We start from the raw sequence: 18759 nt of genomic DNA on the forward strand, positions 1-18759 counted from the left end.
TTATGCTGATCACAGATGATGTGTTCGCCACAAACTACTGTGGGACCGAGCTTGCTCGCGATGGGGCCATTACTGACGCCAGGGAATCAAAACCCCTCCAGCTCCGCCATCAGGTCATTCAAGCGATCCACCTTCTCCTCGGTGAGCTCGCTGGCCGCCAACCCGTCGATGTACCCGGCCAGTTCTTCCACCGTGCTGCACTCGAACATCGCTCGTAGCGGTACCTCCCGTTGCAGGGTTTTCTGCACCCGCGAGGCGATCTGCGTGGCCAGCAGCGAATGCCCGCCCAACTCGAAGAAGTTGTCGCGTACGCCCACTTTCTCGACCTTCAATACCTCAGCCCAGATGTCTGCGAGGGTCTGCTCCAGGTCATTGCGCGGCGCCTGGTAATCCTGGCTTTGCAGTTGGCCGATCTCCAGCGCCGGCAGGGCCTTGCGGTCCAGTTTGCCGTTGGCGTTGAGCGGCAGCTTGTCCAGCCATAGCCAATGCAGCGGCACCATGTATTCCGGTAACTCGGCACGCAGGCGCTGCTTGATGCGCTCAAGACGATCAGCTGGATTGAGTTGCGAATCCGTCGCGACCAGATAACCAACGAGGTGCTTGCCGTTAACGCCTTCCTGCACGCCCACCGCCGCATCGAGGACTTGCGGTTGTTCATGCAGGCGAGCCTCGATTTCGCCCAACTCGATGCGATAACCGCGAATCTTCACCTGATGGTCGACCCGGCCGACGTATTCCAGCACACCGTCACTGCGACGACGGGCCAGGTCGCCGGTGCGATACAGGCGCTCACCCGCTGCGCCGAACGGGTTCGGCACAAACACCGGGGCGGTGCGCAGCGGATCGCTGACATAGCCGCGACCGACCCCGGTCCCCGCCACGCACAGCTCACCCACCGCGCCCAGCGGCACCAGTTCCAGCGCTCCGTCGAGCAGGTACAACTTGTTGTTGTCGGTCGGCGTGCCGATCGGCAGGTAGCTGCCGCGAGTCGAAGCTATATCAACGCGGAAGAACGCCACGTCATCCGAGCATTCGGCCGGGCCATAGGCATTCACCAGGCCGACCTGCGGATAGCGCAGCAACCATTGATGCGCCAGTTCCGGCGGCATCGCCTCCCCCGTCGGCAGCATCCAGCGCAGGCCGTCGAGGTTCATGCGTTCCTGGGCAAGCATGCCCTGGATCAGCGACGGCACGCTTTCCAGCACGCTGATGCCCTGGCTTTGCACATGGGCGAGTAAACCCTGGGGATTGTGGGCGATGGTGTTAGGCACGATGTCCACCCGGGCGCCGAACAAGGGCGCGGCGAGGAACTGCCAGACCGAAATATCGAAGCTTTGCGACGCGGTTTGGGCGATCACGTCGGCGTCGCTCAGGTTCAGGTACGGCACCTTGCTCAGCTGGTTGTTGAGCATGCCACGCTGTTCGACCATCACGCCTTTGGGCAAACCGGTGGAGCCGGAGGTGTAGATCACGTAGGCGAGGTTGTCCGGGCCGCTGTAGACACCAGGATTGTCCGCCGACAGCGCAAGGGCCTGGACTTCCTCCCAGACCAGCAGACGCGGCCGGCTGGCGCAGCCGAACTCCTCGAGCAAGGCCTGCGCCTGCTCACGACACGCTTGCGTGCACACCAGCAATGGCGTGCGGCTCAGATCGATGATCCGGCTCAGACGCTGACTCGGCAACCCTGGGTCCAGAGGCAGGTAACCCGCACCGGCCTTGAAGCTGCCGATGATCATGCCCAGCAAATCGAGGCTGCGTTCTGCCAGCAAGGCTACCGGTTGATCGCGCCCGACACCGGCGGCGATCAACGCATGACCGAGGCGGTTACTGCGCTGGTTCAGCTCCAGATAGCTGTACTGCCGGTCCAGACAACTGGCGGCAATCCGCTGCGGGTGCCGGGCGACTTGCGTTTCAAACAATGCAACGTAGCTCTGCTCCAGCGGGTAATCCTGTTCGCTCTGGTTACAGCCATGGATGAGGAAGTCCTGCTCCTCGCCCCCCAGCAACGGCAGGTCGGCCATGTCGCCATGGAAACCCTCCACCAACGCCAGCAGCAGACGCTTGAACTCACCGAGCATGCGCTCGACCGTAGCCTCATCGAAGTAGCGCTGGTCGTAGGACAGGTGCAAGCCCAGGTCATCTCCCGGATAGCACACTGCCGTCAGCGGGAAGTTTGTATGGGTCCGGCCCGAGTCCGAGGTCGCGTTGAGGCTCTGCGCACGGTCCAGCACCGAGACCTCCACCGGGGCGTTTTCGAACACGAACAGGCTGTCGAACAGCGGCTGGCCTTTGGGCAGTTCGCTTTGCTCCTGAATGTTCACCAGTGGCAGGTATTCGTATTCACGCAATTGCATGTTGTGGTCGAGCAGACCGCTGAGCCACTGGCGCACGCTGCAACGCTGGCCGTCCTCGGGCATCTTCACCCGCAGCGCGATGCTGTTGATGAACAGGCCGACGGTGCGCTGCATCTGCGGCATCTCCACCGGACGCCCAGCCACGGTGACGCCGAACAGCACGTCGCGATCACCGCTCAAGCGCCGCAGCACCAGCGCCCATGCCGCCTGGGCGAAGGTATTGATGGTCAACTGATGGGCCTGGGCCAGTTCGCGCAATCGCGCGCCGTCACGGGCATCGAGCCTTGTATAGCGGTCACCGACTAACATGCCGCCGCTGTCGCCGGCATGTTCGCGCAGCAATGGCCGGTCGCTCGGGATCGGCGTGGTCCGTTCGAAACCCTGCAAGTTGGTTTTCCACCACTGTCGCGCTTCGGCCAGGCTCTGGTGCTGCAGCCAGCCGATGTAGTCGCGATAACGCGGCGGTACCGCCAGTTTCGCTTCCCGGCCTTCGCCGAGGGCGCTGTAGATCTCGAAGAAATCATTCATCAGCAGCGAACGGCACCAGGCATCGATGAGGATGTGGTGGTTGCTCATCATGAACCAGTAGCGCACCTCGCCCACCCGGATCAAACGCAAGTGGAAAGGCGCCTGGTTGAGCAGGTCGAACCCTGCCTCGCGTTCGGTCTTGAGCAAGACTTGCAGCTTCGGCTCTTGCTCGGCTTCGGCGAGATCGCGCCAGTCGAGGTATTCGATCGGCGTGCTGCCCGGTTTGTGGATCACTTGCAGCATGTCTTCGCCCACGTTCCAGCAGAACGACGCACGCAAGGCTTCGTGGCGGGCGATCACTGCTTGCCAGGCCTGGGCGAAACGCTGCGGGTCGAGATCGCTGTTGATACGGTAGCGGTCCTGCATGTAGTACAGGCCGGTGCCCGGCTCCAGCAAGGTGTGCAGCAGCATGCCTTCCTGCATCGGGGTCAGCGGGTAGACATCTTCGATGACGGCGGCCGGGACCGGCAGCGCATCCAGTTGCGTCTGGCTGAGATTCGCCAGCGGGAAGTCCGACGGCGTCAGGCCGCCCGCGTCGTCGCGCAGGCAATGCTCGATCAGGCTGTTCAACTCACCGAGGTAGGCATCGGCCAGCTCGTTGATGGTTTGCCCATCGAAGCGTTCGGCGCTGAAAGTCCAGCGCAGTACCAGTTCACCGCCATACACCTGACCGTCGACGCTCAACTCGTTGGGCAACGGGGCATTGCCATCGTGGGCCGCGCCGATGGCTTCATCCAGTGGATGGAACAGTGCGTCCACCCCGAAGCTCTGGTCGAACTGGCCGAGGTAGTTGAAGGTAATCGGCGCCACCGGCAACCTGGCCATGCGCTGACGACTCTGGTCATCGGCGAGGTGGCGCAGCACGCCATAACCCAGGCCTTTGTGCGGCACGGCACGCAGTTGCTCCTTGATCGCCTTGATCGACGCACCCTGCCCCGCGGCTTCTTCGATGTTCGACGGGGTCAGGCGCAGCGGATAGGCGCTGGTGAACCAGCCGACGGTGCGGGTCAGGTCGATGTCGTCGAACAGCGCTTCGCGGCCGTGGCCTTCCAGTTGAATCAGCGCCGATGGCTGACCGCTCCAGCGGCACAGCACGCGGGCCAATGCAGTCAGCAGCAAGTCGTTGACCTGGGTGCGATAGGCACTCGGTGCCTGTTGCAGCAACTGTCGCGTGCGCTCGCTGTCGAGACGCACGCTGACGGTTTGCCCATGCCGGTTCTGCCGCCCGCCCTCGGGATGATCGCAGGGCAAATCGGCAGTGGGGCCGGCCAGTTGCGCCTGCCACCAGCCCAGTTCTTCGCGCAGGGACTCGCTGCCGGCGTAGGCTTGCAAGCGTGCGGCCCAGTCCTTGAAGGCGCTGGTTTTCGCCGGCAGTTTCACCGACTGCTGCGCATCCAGTTGGCGATACACGGTTTGCAGATCGTCCAGCAGCACGCGCCATGAAACGCCATCGACCAGCAAATGATGAATCGCGATGAACAGCCGTTGCTGACCTTCGGGACCATCGACCAGCAGCACGCGCAGCAACGGCCCGTCTTCCAGGTCAAGGCTGCGCTGGGCATCGGCGAACAAGGCCGCGCATTTGTCCATGGACGAAACGCGTACCTGCCACAACACCGGCGCGTCGGAAATCCCCTGGTGTGTGGCCTGCCATTGGCCGGCGACCTTGCTGAAACGCAGGCGCAAGGCGTCGTGCTGTTCGATCACCGCCAACAGCGCTTGCTCCAGGCGATGGGGTTCGAGGGCGACAGTCGGTTGCAGCAACAACGCCTGGTTCCAGTGCTGGCGTTGCGGGATGTCGGTGTCGAAGAACCAGTGCTGGATCGGCGTCAGATTCGACTCGCCCATGATCAAACCCTGCTCGGCGCTGACCTGCTCGCTGCGGCTGGCCACGGCGGCGAGGGTCTGCACGGTCTGGTGCTGGAACAGGTCGCGAGGGCTGAAGTGGATGCCCTGCTGCCGCGCCCGGCTGACCACCTGGATCGACAGTATCGAGTCGCCGCCCAGCTCAAAGAAGTTATCGTTGAGGCCGACCTGTCCGACGTTCAGCACTTCGCACCAGATCTGCGCGAGGGTGACTTCAAGCTCGTTGCCGGGCGCCACGTAGTGTTGGCGATTCAGCTCCGGATCCGGTGCCGGCAGCGCGCGGCGGTCGAGCTTGCCGTTGGCGGTCAGCGGCATGCTGGCCAGCAGGATCAGGTGCGTGGGCACCATGTAGTCTGGCAGTTGCGATTTCAGATGCGCCTTGAGGGCTTCGCGCAAGACCGATTGCTGCGCTTCATTCTGTTCAGCGACGTCAGTCACCAGATAGCCGACCAGTTGCTTGCCGCTCGGGGCATCGAGGGCCAGCACCACTGCTTCACGGATCGATTCGTACTCCAGCAGACGGGTTTCGATCTCGCCGAGCTCGATGCGGAAACCACGGATCTTCACTTGATGGTCAATGCGTCCGAGGTATTCCACCAGGCCGTCAGCGCGCTGGCGCACCAGATCGCCGGTGCGGTAGATACGCCCGCCGCTGGCGGCAAACGGATCGGCGACAAAGCGCTCCGCGGTCATGCCCGGACGCTGGTGATAACCCTGCGCCAGGCCCGCGCCACCGACGTACAACTCACCCGTCGCGCCTTGCGGCACCAACGCCAGGTCGGCGTCGAGAATGTAGGCCACGCGGTCGCCGATCACGCTGCCGATCGGTACGCTGCCGGCGCCCTCTTCCAGTACTTCAGGGGCAAGACTGGCCAGCGGCATGACCACGGTTTCGGTCGGGCCGTAGGCGTTGAAGAACTGGCTCGGCTGGAAGGCTGCGCGAATGCGCGCCAGATGTTCACCAGTCAGCGCTTCGCCGCCGGTGATGATCATGCGCACAGGCAGGGTTTCATTTTGCGTAGCCAGCCATTGCGCCAACTGGCTGCCGTAACTCGGGGTGAAGCCGAGGATGTTGATGTGATGACGACGGATCAGGCCACAGATTTCTTCCGCGTCCCACTGCCCTTGAGCCCGCAGCACCACTTGCGCACCGCTGAGCAACGGCACCAGCAAGCGCTCGGTGGCGGCGTCGAAGTTGATCGAATAGAAGTGCAGTTCGCAGTCGTCGGCGCGCATGGCGAAACGCTCGATCACCGCGCGGCAGTGCATGGCGATTTCGCCGTGGGTCACCACCACGCCTTTCGGTTTGCCGGTCGAGCCCGAGGTGTAGATCAGGTAGGCCTGATGCTGCGGCAGGCTGATCAACGGCAGCTCGGTGTCCGGGTAGCTGGCCAGTGCAGCGGCATCTTCTTCAAGGCACCAGCGGCCGACGGTCGCCGGCAACTCGCCCAACGCCTTGAACATCGCCGCATCACTGAGCAGCAAACCGATACCGCTGTCTTCGATCATGTAATGCAGGCGGTCCAGCGGGTATTCCGGATCCAGCGGCACATAGGCGCCGCCGGCCTTGAGGATCGCCAGCAGGCCGACGACCATCTCCAGCGAGCGCTCCAGCGCCAGGCCCACGCGCACCTGCGGACCGACACCGCGGTCACGCAGCATCCACGCCAGGCGGTTGGCGCGGCTGTCGAGTTCGGCGTAGCTCAAAGTCTGCCCGGCAAAGGTCAGGGCCGGAGCGTCTTGGCGCAGCAAGGCTTGCTCGGCGAACAGGTGATGGATGCATTGATCCAGTCGATGCTCGCCCGGCTCGACGCCGAGGCTGTCGAGCAGGTGTTGTTGTTCACCGCACGCCAGCAGCGGCATTTCGCTCAAGCGCTGCTGCGGATCGGCAATCAGCGCCTCCAGCAGGTTGCGCCAATGCCCGGCCATGCGCGCAATGCGCGGTTCGTCGAACAGATCGGTGCTGTAGGTCAGGCAGCAACCCAGGCGATGGTCGAGGTCGGTGACTTCCAGGTTGAGGTCGAACTTGGTCGCGCGGGCATCGTTGGCCAGGTACTCGACCGTCATGCCGGCCAGGCTGCGACTTTGCTGGAATTCCCAGCGCTGCACGTTGCACATTACCTGGAACAACGGGTTGTAGGCTGCGCTGCGGGGTGGTTGCAAGGCTTCCACCAGATGATCGAATGGCAGGTCCTGATGGGACTGGCCTTCGATCACCGTGTGGCGCACCTGCTCGAACAACTCGCCCACGGACATCTGCCCGTCGAGCCGGCAGCGCAGCACTTGGGTGTTGAGGAATGCACCGATCAGCCCCTCGCTTTCCGGACGAATGCGGTTGGCCACCGGCGCGCCGATGCGCAGATCGGTCTGACCGCTGTAGCGGTACAGCAGCGTGGCCAGGGCGGCGGTCATGGTCATGAACAGGGTCAGGCCGTTTTTCGCGTTGAAGGCGCGAACATTTGCCGCGAGCTCATCACTGAGGTCAAAGCGATACAACTCACCCTGATGGCTTTGCACCGGCGGACGCGGTCGGTCGGCCGGCAGCTCCAGCAGTGGATGTTCACGGCCCAGTTGCGCGGTCCAGTAATCGAGCTGGCGCTGACGCTCGCCGGACTCCAGCCACTGACGCTGCCACACGCTGTAATCCAGGTACTGCACCGGCAATGGCGCCAGCGGTGATTCACGATCATCGACGAACGCTTCGTACAGCGCGCTGAGCTCCCGGGCAAAAATGTCCATCGCCCAGCCTTCGGTGACGATGTGGTGCAGGGTCAGAACGAAGTAGTGTTCCTGTTCGGCGGTCTTGACCAGGCAGGCGCGCAGCAGCGATCCGGTTTCCAGATCGAACGGCTGGTGCGCTTCGTCGTCGGCCAGTTGCTGGACCTGCCACTCGCGGACTTCAGCCTCCAGCGCGGTGAAATCCTTCCACGCCATGCGCACGCCGCTTTGTGCGTGTACTTGCTGGCGGGCGACGCCGTCGATGCTCGGGAACGTGGTGCGCAGGGTTTCATGACGCAGGATCAGGGCTTGCAGCGCCGCCTCGAAACGCGCCACGTCGAGCACGCCGCGCAGCCGCGCCATGCCGCCGACGTTGTAGGCCGGGCTGTCGGGCTCCATCTGCCAGAGGAACCACATGCGCTGCTGGGAATAGGACAGCGGCACTGGCTGGCTGCGGTCGATTTTTTCAATCGGCGGCTGCTTGTTGGTACTGCCGCTGGCCTGGATCAGGCGAACCTGTTCGGCAAAGGCACCGAGTTCGCTGTGTTCGAACAGCGCCCGCAGCGGCAACTCGACGTCGCAGGCCTGGCGGGTGCGGGAAATGATTTGCGTGGCCAGCAGCGAGTGGCCTCCGAGGGCAAAGAAATCATCGCGCAAACCGACTTGCGCCAAACCCAGCACTTCGCGCCAGATGCCGGCGATGCGTTGTTCCAGTTCAGTCACTGGCTCGACGCGTTCGCGAACCTGCCACTGCGGTTCCGGCAAGGCGCGGCGGTCGAGTTTGCCACTCGGGCTGAGGGGCATTTCATCCAGGCGCATCAGTTGCGCCGGCACCATGTATTCCGGCAGTTCGGCGGCCAATGCGCTTTTCAGGCGCGCGGTTTGCTCGGCTTCCTCCCCGGCATTTTCCGTAGTGGTGTAGTAACCGATCAACTGCGCCCCGGCCACGGTGTCGCGCACCAGCACCACGGCTTGCGCAACGCCGTCCTGGGCCAGCAGCCGCGCCTGGGTTTCTTCCGGTTCAACGCGGAACCCGCGCAACTTGACCTGCTGATCGAGGCGACCGAGGTATTCGATCACGCCGTCCGCCGTCCAGCGCGCCCGGTCGCCGGTGCGATACAGGCGTGCGCCCGGCTCGCCCAACGGATCGACCACGAAGCGTTCGGCGGTCAATGCCGAGCGACCGAGGTAACCACGGGCCAGGCCAACGCCGCTGATGCACAGCTCACCCGGCACGCCGGCCGGTACCGGGTTGAGATCGCTGTCGAGTACACGGCAGATCACATTGCCCAGCGGCCGGCCAATCGGCGAGCGTTCACCATCGGCGCTGGAGCAATGCCAGTGGGTGACGTTGATTGCGGTTTCAGTCGGGCCGTAGCGGTTGTGCAGTTGCACCGCCGGCAGCTGCGCCAGCACCCGGTTGCGCAGCTCCGCCGGCAAAACCTCACCCCCGGAGAACACCCGGCGCAGGCTGGTGCATTCAGCGCTGAGCGGTTCTTCGATGAACAGCGAAAGCAGCGGCGGCACGAAGTGCAACGTGGTCACGCCGTACGCTTGCACCAGCTGCGCGATGCGGTGCGGATCGCGGTGTTCGCCGGGACCGGTGATCAGCAAACGCGCGCCAGTGATCAGCGGCCAGAAGCACTCCCACACCGACACGTCGAAACTGATCGGTGCCTTTTGCATCAGCACATCGGTTTCGTTCAGGCGATAGGTGTCCTGCATCCATTGCAGGCGCTCGGCCAGCGCGGCGTGGGTGTTGCCGACGCCTTTGGGCTGGCCGGTGGAACCGGAGGTGTAAATCACATAGGCAAGGTTGTCGCCGTGCAGGTGCAGCCCCGGCGCATGGCTTGGCCAGCTGTCCAGGTGCAGGGTGTCCATGGCGATCACGCTGACGCCGTCAGTCGCTGGCAGGCGCTCAAGCAATCGGGTTTGCGTCAGCAGCAATTCAACACCGCTGTCGCTGAGCATGTAGGCCAGGCGTTCGGCCGGGTAATCCGGGTCCAGCGGCACGTAGGCGCCACCGGCCTTGATGATCGCCAGCAGGCCGATCAGCAGCTGCGGCGAGCGCTCGCAGGCGATGGCCACGCAGACGTCCGGACCGACGCCTTTGTCGCGCAGGTAATGGGCCAGACGGTTGGCCCGGGTGTGCAGTTCGGCGAAGTCCATCTGGCCGCCGTCCCACACCAGCGCAGTGCGTTGCGGGGTCTGGCGTGCCTGCTCGTTGAGCCATTCCGGCAGCCATTGGCTGGCCATTGCGCAGGGTGCAGTGGCCCAGTCCGATTGCTGACGGTGCTCGGCAGCCGTCAACAGAGGCAGGTCACCGATGGCGGTGTCCGCTTGCTCGCAGACAGCCCGCAGCAGGTTGCTGAAATGCTCGGCCAGACGCCCGATGGTCGCGGCGTCGAACAATTCGCTGGCGTAGTCGAAGGACAAGGTCAGGCGACCGTTACGGTCCTCTTCGCTGTGCAACTGCAAATCGAACTTGGCTTCGCGGCTATGCCAGGGTAACTCTTCGGCCAACAGCCCCGGCAAGCGCTTCAAGGCGCCGAGGTCTCGTTGCTGATGGTTGAACATGACCTGGAACAGGCCCTGCTCGCGGGCCTGCGGGAAGACTTCCAGCAGTTGCTCGAACGGCAGGTCCTGATGCGCTTGTGCACCCAACGCGGCCTGCCGGGTCTGCGCCAGCAGCTCAACGAATGGCAGGCGTGAGTCCACCTCGGCACGCAGCACCTGGGTATTGATGAAGAAACCGATCAGGCCCTGGATTTCCAGGCGCGGACGGTTGGCATTGGGCACGCCGATGCGGATATCTCGTTGGCCGCTGTAGCGATGCAACAAGGTCTGGAACGCAGCCAGCAACAGCATGAAGGCGGTCGATTCATGGGCCTGGGCGGTCTGACGAATCGCATCGCTCAGGGGAGCGCTCAGACGCAGGGTATGGCGAGCGGCGCTGTGCAGTTGTTGCGCCGAACGCGGATGGTCGGTGGCCAGGCTCAGGGTTGGATGCTCATCACCCAAGCGGTCTTTCCAGTAGGTCAGTTGACGTTCGCCCTCCCCTTGTGCCAGCCATTGGCGCTGCCAGTTGCCGTAATCGGCGTACTGCGTCGGCAATGGCGCCAGCAGCGCTTGCTGGCCTTGGGCAGCCGCCGCGTACAACCGGGAGAGCTCATCGATCAACACATTCAGCGACCAGCCGTCAGCGATGATGTGGTGCATCGTCACCAACAACTGATGGTCTTCGTCGTCGAGGCGCACCAGCGTCACCCATATCAACGGGCCTTTCTCCAGATCGAACTGGGTCCGCGCTTCGTCCTCGCGAATCTGCTGCGCCCGAACCTCACGCTCGGCAGCCGGCAGGTCGCTGATGTCGATCAGTTGCAGGTTGAACCCGGCCGTCGCAACGACCTGTTGCAGCGCCACGCCGTCGCGCTCGAAAAAACGTGTGCGCAGGGATTCGTGGCGCTCGATCAACTGCTGGAAACTGGTGCGCAAGGCGTCCTCATCCAGCTCACCGCGCAGGCGCAAGGCACCGGGAATGTTGTAGGCGCTGCTGTGCGGATCGAGTTGCCAGGTGATCCACAGGCGGTTTTGTGCCAGGGATTGCGGCATCGGTTGCTGGCGCGACAGCGCCATGATCGCGCCCTGGGCCAGGCCACCGTCCTGTTGCAGACGCGCCACGACATCGGCGAATGCGCCGAGGGTCGGCGCTTCGAACAGCAGGCGCAGGTTCAACTCCAGCCCCAGTTCTTCCCGCAGGTGCGCCACTACCTGCGTCGCCGCGATGGAGTTACCGCCGAGCAGGAAGAAATGATCGTCGGCGCCCACCTGCGCCACTTGCAACTGCTCACACCAGATCCGGCCGATCAGGCTTTGCAGTTCGGAGCCCGACTCGACCCGGTCTGCACTTTCGGTGGCGGCCGACGGGAACATCGCGTAGCTGTCGAGACTGCCGTCCGCCAGGCGACTGCGGCACGCCGAGCGTTGCAATTTGCCGCTGGACGTCTTGGGCAGCGCGCCCGGATTAAGCAGCACCACCACGCTCGGCGCTTGCTGATATGCCTCGGCAACGGCTTGGCGAATGGCTTTGATCAAGGATTCCGGCGGCAGGATTTTCTGCACACTGCGGCTGATTTCGGCGGCGATGCCGATGCCTTCCTGTCCATCAACCGTGAAGGCGAAGGCTGCAACCCGGCCTTTGCGCACCACTTCCACTTCGCGCTCGACGGTCTGCTCGATGTCCTGCGGGTACAGGTTGTGCCCGCGCACGATCAGCATGTCCTTCAGGCGCCCGGTGATGAACAGCTCGCCGCTGCGCAGGAAGCCCAGGTCACCGGTGCGCAACCAGGTCTGGCCGGCGTGCCGGACGAAGGTCTTGGCGGACGCCTCGGGGTTGCGCCAGTAACCGGAGGCGATACTCGGCCCGCTGGCCCAGACTTCACCGACGACGTTGTCGGCCTGTTCGGTGAGGGAGACCGGGTCGATGATCAGCACCGCGTGCGCCGGTTGGCTGATACCGCAACTCATGAGCGGGCTGCCCTCGCCCACTTCGACACGGTTCTGCGCCAAGGCCTGATCGTCCACCCGCAGGTTGCCGATGCCTTGGCCGCGCGCTGTGCCGGCCACGAACAAGGTGGCTTCGGCCAGACCGTAGGAGGCCATGAAACTGTCCGCGCTGAAGCCGCAGGCTGCGAACTTCCCGGCGAAGCGTTCCAGGGTGTCGAGGCGAATCGGCTCGGAACCGGAATACGCTACGCGCCAGCCACTCAGGTCGAGCCGCTCCAGGGCCGACTCGCTGACTCGCTCACTGCACAAGCGATAGGCAAAATCCGGCCCGCCGCTGATGGTGCCGCCGTATTCGCTGATCGCCTCCAGCCAGCGCAACGGCCGGCCGAGGAAATACGCCGGGGACATCAACACGCAAGGCACGCCACTGAAAATCGGCTGCAACAGGCCGCCGATCAGGCCCATGTCGTGGTACAGCGGCAGCCAGCTGACGATGACGTCATCGGGGTTCAGGTCAATGCCGAAACCGTGGCGAATCAGCAATTCGTTGGCCACCAGATTGCCGTGGCTGACTTGCACGCCTTTGGGCAGCGCGGTGGAGCCGGAAGTGTATTGCAGGAAGGCGATGTGATCGGCCTGCAAGTCCACCGCGAGCCAGCGCTCGGCCAGTGCACCGTCGAGGGTATCGACACACAGCAGCGGCGGCGCCCCTTCGATTTGCTGCAACCCATCGCGCAGCCCGGCACTGGTCAACAGCAAGCGTGGCTGGGCATCGCTGATGATCGACAGCAGGCGCTCCTGATGATGACGGCGCGTCGACTCCGGCGGATAAGCCGGCACCGCGATCACCCCGGCGTACAGGCAACCGAAGAACGCCGCGACGTAATCCGGGCCGCTGGGGAACAGCAACACGGCGCGGTCGCCAACTTCTGCCTGGGACTGCAACGCGCCGGCAATTGTCCGCGCCCGCAGATCCAGTTCGCGATAGCTGAGCACCACCGCCTGGTCCGGGGTCTCGGCGAGAAAGCGCAGGGCCACCCGATCCGGCGTCAGGGCCGCGCGGCGCTGAAGGGCTTGGACCATTGTGCTGGGGAGTTCGAACGCGTCGGTCATGAGGTTTCCTGCCTGAATTCGGCTTGCATGTGGAATCGGTTTTCTGACGTCGCACCCTGGTGGAGGGCGCGCAGGACGCGGTCTTCGCCGACCGCGCAAGGCATTGGCAATGCGGTTGTGACCCGGGCTGCTGCCCGGTTCCATTCACCAATGAGAACGGATGACGTCTGGAAATAATTAGTCGCGAGCCGGAACACAAAGCGGTCTGAAGTGAGTCAGCGTGTCGCAGTTCTCACTCCGCACCTTTAGAGCGCACTAGTTCTTTTTCTCATTTGACAATCATTATCATTAAGCCTAATTTGTCGCTCGATGTGTAGGACGGCCCCCCGGTTTTTCGCCGTCCCACTAACCTTTTGGCAGCAGGGTGATTTCCATGATGGAACCAGTATCCACAAGCAGGTGCGATACACCGCTACTTCAGGCATTCGTCGACAATCGACTGATTCTGGTGAAGATCGCAGCCCGAATTACCGGTTGCCGCTCACGTGCCGAAGATGTTGTGCAGGATGCATTCTTCCGGTTGCAATCGGCCCCGCCCATCACCAGTTCGATCAAGGCTCAGCTCAGCTACCTGTTCCAGATCGTGCGCAACCTGGCGATCGACCACTACCGCAAGCAGGCGCTGGAGCAGAAGTATTCCGGCCCTGAAGAGGAAGGGCTGAATGTGGTGATCCAGGGTGCGTCACCGGAAACGTCGCACATCAATTTCTCGACGCTGGAGCACATTGCCGATGCTTTGACCGAGTTGCCGAGCCGCACCCGCTACGCCTTCGAGATGTATCGCCTGCACGGCGTACCGCAAAAGGACATCGCCAAGGAACTCGGCGTCTCGCCGACCCTGGTGAACTTCATGATCCGTGATGCGCTGGTGCATTGCCGCAAGGTGTCGGGCAAGCGTGGGGATATGGCTGCCCGCCAATAAGATCCGAGATCTGCGGCGCGCCCTTCGCGAGCAAGCTCGCTCCCACAGGGTCCTGCGAACACAGGGCAAATGTAGGAGCGAGCCTGCTCGCGAAGACTGACTCAAGACCACAACGAATCTTGAATCTCAAGCATCAGGCCAGTCTGCACCGATCAAAAAACCGCTCCCGCCCCAACACCATCAAGGCCGCGCGCTTGTGCGGGAAGTCGAACTCTTTCTCGCAGTGAAAGCGCTGCTCCTGCATGTACCCGATCATCTTCGCGTTATCGGCACGCGGCTCGGCAACCACGCGCTGGGTGCGCGGATCATCGAGAAACAGGTAATGCACCAGCGCCGATAACCAGCTCTCCACCTTGTGCGGACCGCGATGGTTTTCTTCGCCCACCAGCATGTGAATGCCACGGTCGTAATTCCCGACCTCGTAGAACGGTGCGATGCGATCTTCCCTGGCCCAGTAGGCTTCAAAATAAGCGAACGGCTGGTCGTCAAAACAACCGATCAGCGTCAGCGTGTGCGGGTCGGCGTCGAGTTTGCTCAGGTATTGGCGATGCTGTTCGAGGCTGCCCTCCTCCTGCCAGAAACTCGCGACGCGCGGGCTGTTCTGCCAGCGGTTGAAATGTGCCAGGTCTTGCTCGATGTCCAACGTGCGAAGAGAAACCCGGGTGCCCAAACGCGCATCGAAACGTCGATACACTTCACCCCGGGGCTTGACCGGCCGCCGTGGATGACGCTTGCCGTCGGTGATGAGCATTTGCTGCGGGTAGCTACCGGTCAGGGAATGCCCCAGCCACGGCTGCGGCAACTGCCAGAACACGGTGCGCTCGCAGAGATACTGGCCACTGACGGGAGTCGGAATCAGCAGACCGCTGGACACGGCTTCGTCCGGCACGTCTTGCAGTTGCCAGGTCAGACGCTGGCAGTCGGGGTCGCGAGCGAACAACCAGTAACAGGCCGCCCACAATGCCGCCCCTTCAGGGCGACTGAAGCGCTCCTCCAATTGCACGTGCAACTCTGGGCCACGACTGAGCCACAGGGCCGGCAACGGCTGCCCTTCCAGGCTGAGGCTCAGGCGGCAATCGGTTTCATCAGCGGCAAGACGACTGCCTGTCGGCAGACACAGGGCAGTCAGGTCATTCAGATTGGGCATGGGTCGGGCTCACGATAGTCGTCGACAGTTCAACGAAGTGACGTGAGCCAGGGCGGGAAATTTAGCCAGAGACCATCAATTGGCGACTTGTGGTTCCGGTGCTTTGTGCGGGATCGGCACCAGCGCAATCTTGTACGGATCGAAAATCCTCAGCATCTGGCCGTTGTCCCGCAAGCCTTGCAACAGCTTGCCGAAGGCTTCGCCAGTGATGGGCGCGGCCGGACGCAGAATGGCGTAGTGGTGATAGACCTGGTCGACGCGTTGGGACGCCAGCAACTCGCTGGCGACTTTTTCATTGCGCAGGAAGTAGTCGCTCAGGTACGAACGCGTGACCAGGGCGATGTCGGCCCGGCCGCGCAATACCATCAGCAGATTACTGTCATGGGAATAGGTCAACGTGGCGTTGTAGTTTTTCGCAAGGTACTGGGGGTCGGCATTGAAGTTGGCGAACTCGTAGTGATAGCCGCTGAACAGTGCCAAGCGCTTGCCGCTCAGGTCGGCAAAATAGCTTTGCTGTCGATCGGGCAGGCGTTGCGCGACAAAAATTTCGGCGTCCTCCAACCCCATGTCGACGGCCGTGTGGGGGATCTCTTCCCAACCCCAGGCGGGATTCTCGAAGATGGCCATGTCGACCCGGCCCTGCTTGAAATCACCGAAGCGCCGGGGAATGGAAGTGGGCACCAGGACAAACTGGTAGTCAGTTTGCGATGCGTTCAGGGCCTCGACCAGTTGCGGCAGCAACCCGGTATCGGCCCCGGATTCCGGGCGCACGGTGTAGGGCGGAAAGTGCGCGGCACCTATGCGCACCAGTTGCGCTGCCTGGGACGGCATCATCGTCGACGCCGCAAGCATCGCCAGCAAAAGCCGCGAGGCTGACCGAATTGGCGAACCCATCAAAACGCCCCCACTCCCCAATAAAACGGTACCAATGCATTCAAGCTAGGCGGTTTCGGCAAGTTAGCCAGTTTAATGCTGGCCAATACAAGCTTATTGCCGGTCTTCGAGCACCAGAATCAACGCCTCATCGGCCAACTGATCGAGGCTCATGCTGCCGCCGGCACGAAACCAGGTGGTGGTCCAGGACAATGCACCGGTCAGGAAGCGGCGGGTGATGAACACATCACCACGGATAAACCCGGCGGTCTTGGCTTCACCCAGCACCTGCAGCCAGATGTCTTCGTAGATGTCCCGCAGCGCCAGGACCTTGGCCTGACCCTCCTCGGACAGCGAGCGCCATTCGTAGACCAGCACGGCCATGGCCTCGCCGCTACCGCCCATGATCGACTGCAACTCACAGCGGATCAGCGCCAGCACCTGCTCGCGCACACTGCTAGCCTCGGCGATGGCCGCACGCATCAACGCGGTGTTGTAGCGGATGGTCTCCTCCATCACCGCCCGCAGGATTTCGTCCTTGCTCTTGAAGTGATGGAAAATACTCCCGGACTGAATACCCACGGCGCCGGCCAGGTCGCGCACAGTCGTGCGCTCATAGCCTTTGTTGCGGAACAGGTGGGCCGCCACTTGCAGCAGCTTGCCGCGGGCGCTGTCCGGGTCGGTCAATTGGCCGTCGTCGACCAATTGGCGCATCACCCTCAGGGCTTTTTGCTCGTCCACCCGTTCTCTCCTACAGTCGTTCAATCAATAACGCCGATCCCCCCGAAAACAGCGGGGTTGCGCGGGCAATTTAAGCGCATGGATGCAGCCAAGCAAGCGCTTGGGCAGAAGATAATCAAGTCATTTACAAACCAAGCGCTTGCTTGGTAATGTCGACGCACTTCGGTTGGAGGTGGCTATGGAATGGACTGCGCCTAAAACAATTCGCATCGGATGTGCCAGCGCCTTCTGGGGCGATACCTCGACCGCTGCCGCGCAACTGGTCGAACACGGGCAACTGGACTATCTGGTCTTCGATTACCTGGCTGAAATCACCCTGTCGATCATGGCTGGCGCACGGATGAAAGACCCCAAGGCCGGCTATGCGGGTGACTTCATCGAAGTGCTGGCGCCCTTGCTGCCGCAGCTCGCACAGCAGAACATCCGGGTCATCAGCAATGCCGGCGGGGTCAATCCCCAAGCCTGTGCCGCCGTCCTGCAAGCGGCCTGCGACAAGGCCGGGGTGGCGCTGAAGATCGCCGTGCTGCTGGGTGACGATCTGCAACCGCAATTCAAACAACTGGGCAACCTGGGCATTCGTGAAATGTTCACTGGCGCGCCCCTGCCATCGATGTGCGTCTCGACCAACGCCTACCTCGGCGCACCCGGCATTGTCGAAGCCCTGCGCCTGGGGGCGGACATCGTGATCACCGGGCGCGTGGTCGACAGTGCGGTGGTCAGCGCTGCGCTGGTACATGAATTCGGCTGGTCGTGGCACGACTACGACAAGCTCGCCCAGGCGGCATTGGCCGGACACATCATCGAATGCGGCGCCCAGTGCACCGGCGGCAACTTCACCGACTGGCGCGACGTACCCGACTACGAACACATCGGTTTTCCCATCGTCGAAGTCAGCGCCGACAGCCAGTTCATCGTCAGCAAACCCGAAGGCACCGGTGGGCTGGTCACGCCGCTGACGGTGGGCGAACAGATGCTGTACGAAATCGGTGACCCCCGCGCGTATCTGTTGCCCGACGTGGTGTGCGATTTCACTCAGGTCAAACTGCTGCAACAAGGCAAGAACGCCGTGCAGGTGCACGGCGCCAAAGGCCTGCCGCCGACCGCTCAATACAAAGTCAGCGCCACGTACCCCGATGGTTTTCGCTGCACCGCCAGTTGCCTGATCGCCGGCATCGATGCCGTCGACAAGGCGCGGCGGGTCGGTGATGCGATCATCAACAAGACCTCGGAAATGTTCCGCCAGCGCGGCTGGGCACCGTACAGCGACGTGAGTATCGAGTTGCTGGGCAGCGAGGCCACCTACGGTCCCCATGGCCAGCGTCAGGACAGCCGCGAAGTGGTGATCAAACTCGCGGTGCGCCATCCGGACAAGCAGGCATTGATCGTGTTCTCCCGGGAAATCGCCCAGGCCGCCACCGGCATGGCGCCGGGGCTGACCGGCATTGTCGGTGGCCGGCCGACGGTGTATCCGCTGATCCGACTGTTCTCGTTCCTGATCGACAAAACCGCCTGCACGCTGGACATTGATTGCATGGGCCAGCGCCACCCGTGTGCCCTGCCCGCCCTCGATGTGCTCGACCCGCTGGACCTGCCAGCCCTGCTCGCGCCACCGAAACCGCTTGGCCTGGCCGACGCCAGCGTGGCCCTGGTCAAACTGGCGGTCGCCCGCTCGGGCGACAAGGGCAACCACAGCAACATCGGCGTCATGGCCCGCGCACCCGATTTCCTGCCATGGATTGCAGAAGCCTTGACCCCGGAAGTGATCGTCGACTGGATGGGCCACGTCCTCGATCCAATCCACGGGCGGGTCGAACGCTGGTACTTGCCCGCCAGCCACAGCCTGAATTTCCTGCTGGAAAACGCCCTCGGCGGCGGCGGTGTCGCCAGCCTGCGCATCGATCCGCAAGGCAAGGCCTTCGCCCAGCAACTGCTGGAAATCCAGATCCCGGTGCCGCAGCGCATCGCCGACCAGTTCAACTAGAGGATTGCCG

Annotated in this window: 6 protein-coding genes; 2 read left to right on the forward strand and 4 right to left on the reverse strand. The window is 63.0% G+C overall.

Going from position 1 to position 18759, the window contains the following annotated elements; translation table 11 throughout:
• Positions 1-86: 86 nt before the first annotated feature.
• On the reverse strand, positions 87-13085 hold the full coding sequence (locus VC35_RS13110) for a non-ribosomal peptide synthetase (RefSeq protein ID WP_046040578.1): 12999 nt from the start codon (positions 13083-13085) through the stop codon (positions 87-89).
• A gap of 373 nt (positions 13086-13458) precedes the next feature.
• Here VC35_RS13110 and VC35_RS13115 point away from each other — a divergent pair, with 373 nt between their 5' ends.
• Positions 13459-14007 (forward strand): RNA polymerase factor sigma-70, encoded by a 549-nt coding sequence (locus VC35_RS13115; RefSeq protein ID WP_046040580.1) that lies wholly within the window; start codon positions 13459-13461, stop codon positions 14005-14007.
• 133 nt (positions 14008-14140) lie between these two features.
• Here the strand turns inward: VC35_RS13115 and VC35_RS13120 are convergent, their stop codons facing one another.
• The 3 genes from VC35_RS13120 to VC35_RS13130 all read right to left on the reverse strand — a co-directional run bounded on the left by VC35_RS13120 (position 14141) and on the right by VC35_RS13130 (position 16768).
• Entirely contained in the window at positions 14141-15154 is a 1014-nt protein-coding gene (locus VC35_RS13120) for a GNAT family N-acetyltransferase (RefSeq protein WP_046040582.1), read from the reverse strand.
• Between the two features lie 75 nt (positions 15155-15229).
• The gene (locus VC35_RS13125; protein ID WP_046040583.1) at positions 15230-16048 is read right to left on the reverse strand and encodes a substrate-binding periplasmic protein; all 819 of its coding nucleotides are present in this window, start codon (positions 16046-16048) and stop codon (positions 15230-15232) included.
• 93 nt (positions 16049-16141) lie between these two features.
• Entirely contained in the window at positions 16142-16768 is a 627-nt protein-coding gene (locus tag VC35_RS13130) for a TetR/AcrR family transcriptional regulator (RefSeq protein WP_046040584.1), read from the reverse strand.
• Between the two features lie 178 nt (positions 16769-16946).
• On the opposite strand from VC35_RS13130, the gene VC35_RS13135 reads away from it, so the two are divergent.
• A complete protein-coding gene (locus VC35_RS13135; RefSeq protein ID WP_046040585.1) occupies positions 16947-18749 on the forward strand; it encodes an acyclic terpene utilization AtuA family protein in 1803 nt (600 codons plus the stop codon).
• Positions 18750-18759 lie beyond the last annotated feature (10 nt).

The sequence above is a fragment of the Pseudomonas fluorescens genome (genome assembly GCF_000967965.1).
Classification (GTDB): domain Bacteria; phylum Pseudomonadota; class Gammaproteobacteria; order Pseudomonadales; family Pseudomonadaceae; genus Aquipseudomonas; species Aquipseudomonas grandcourensis.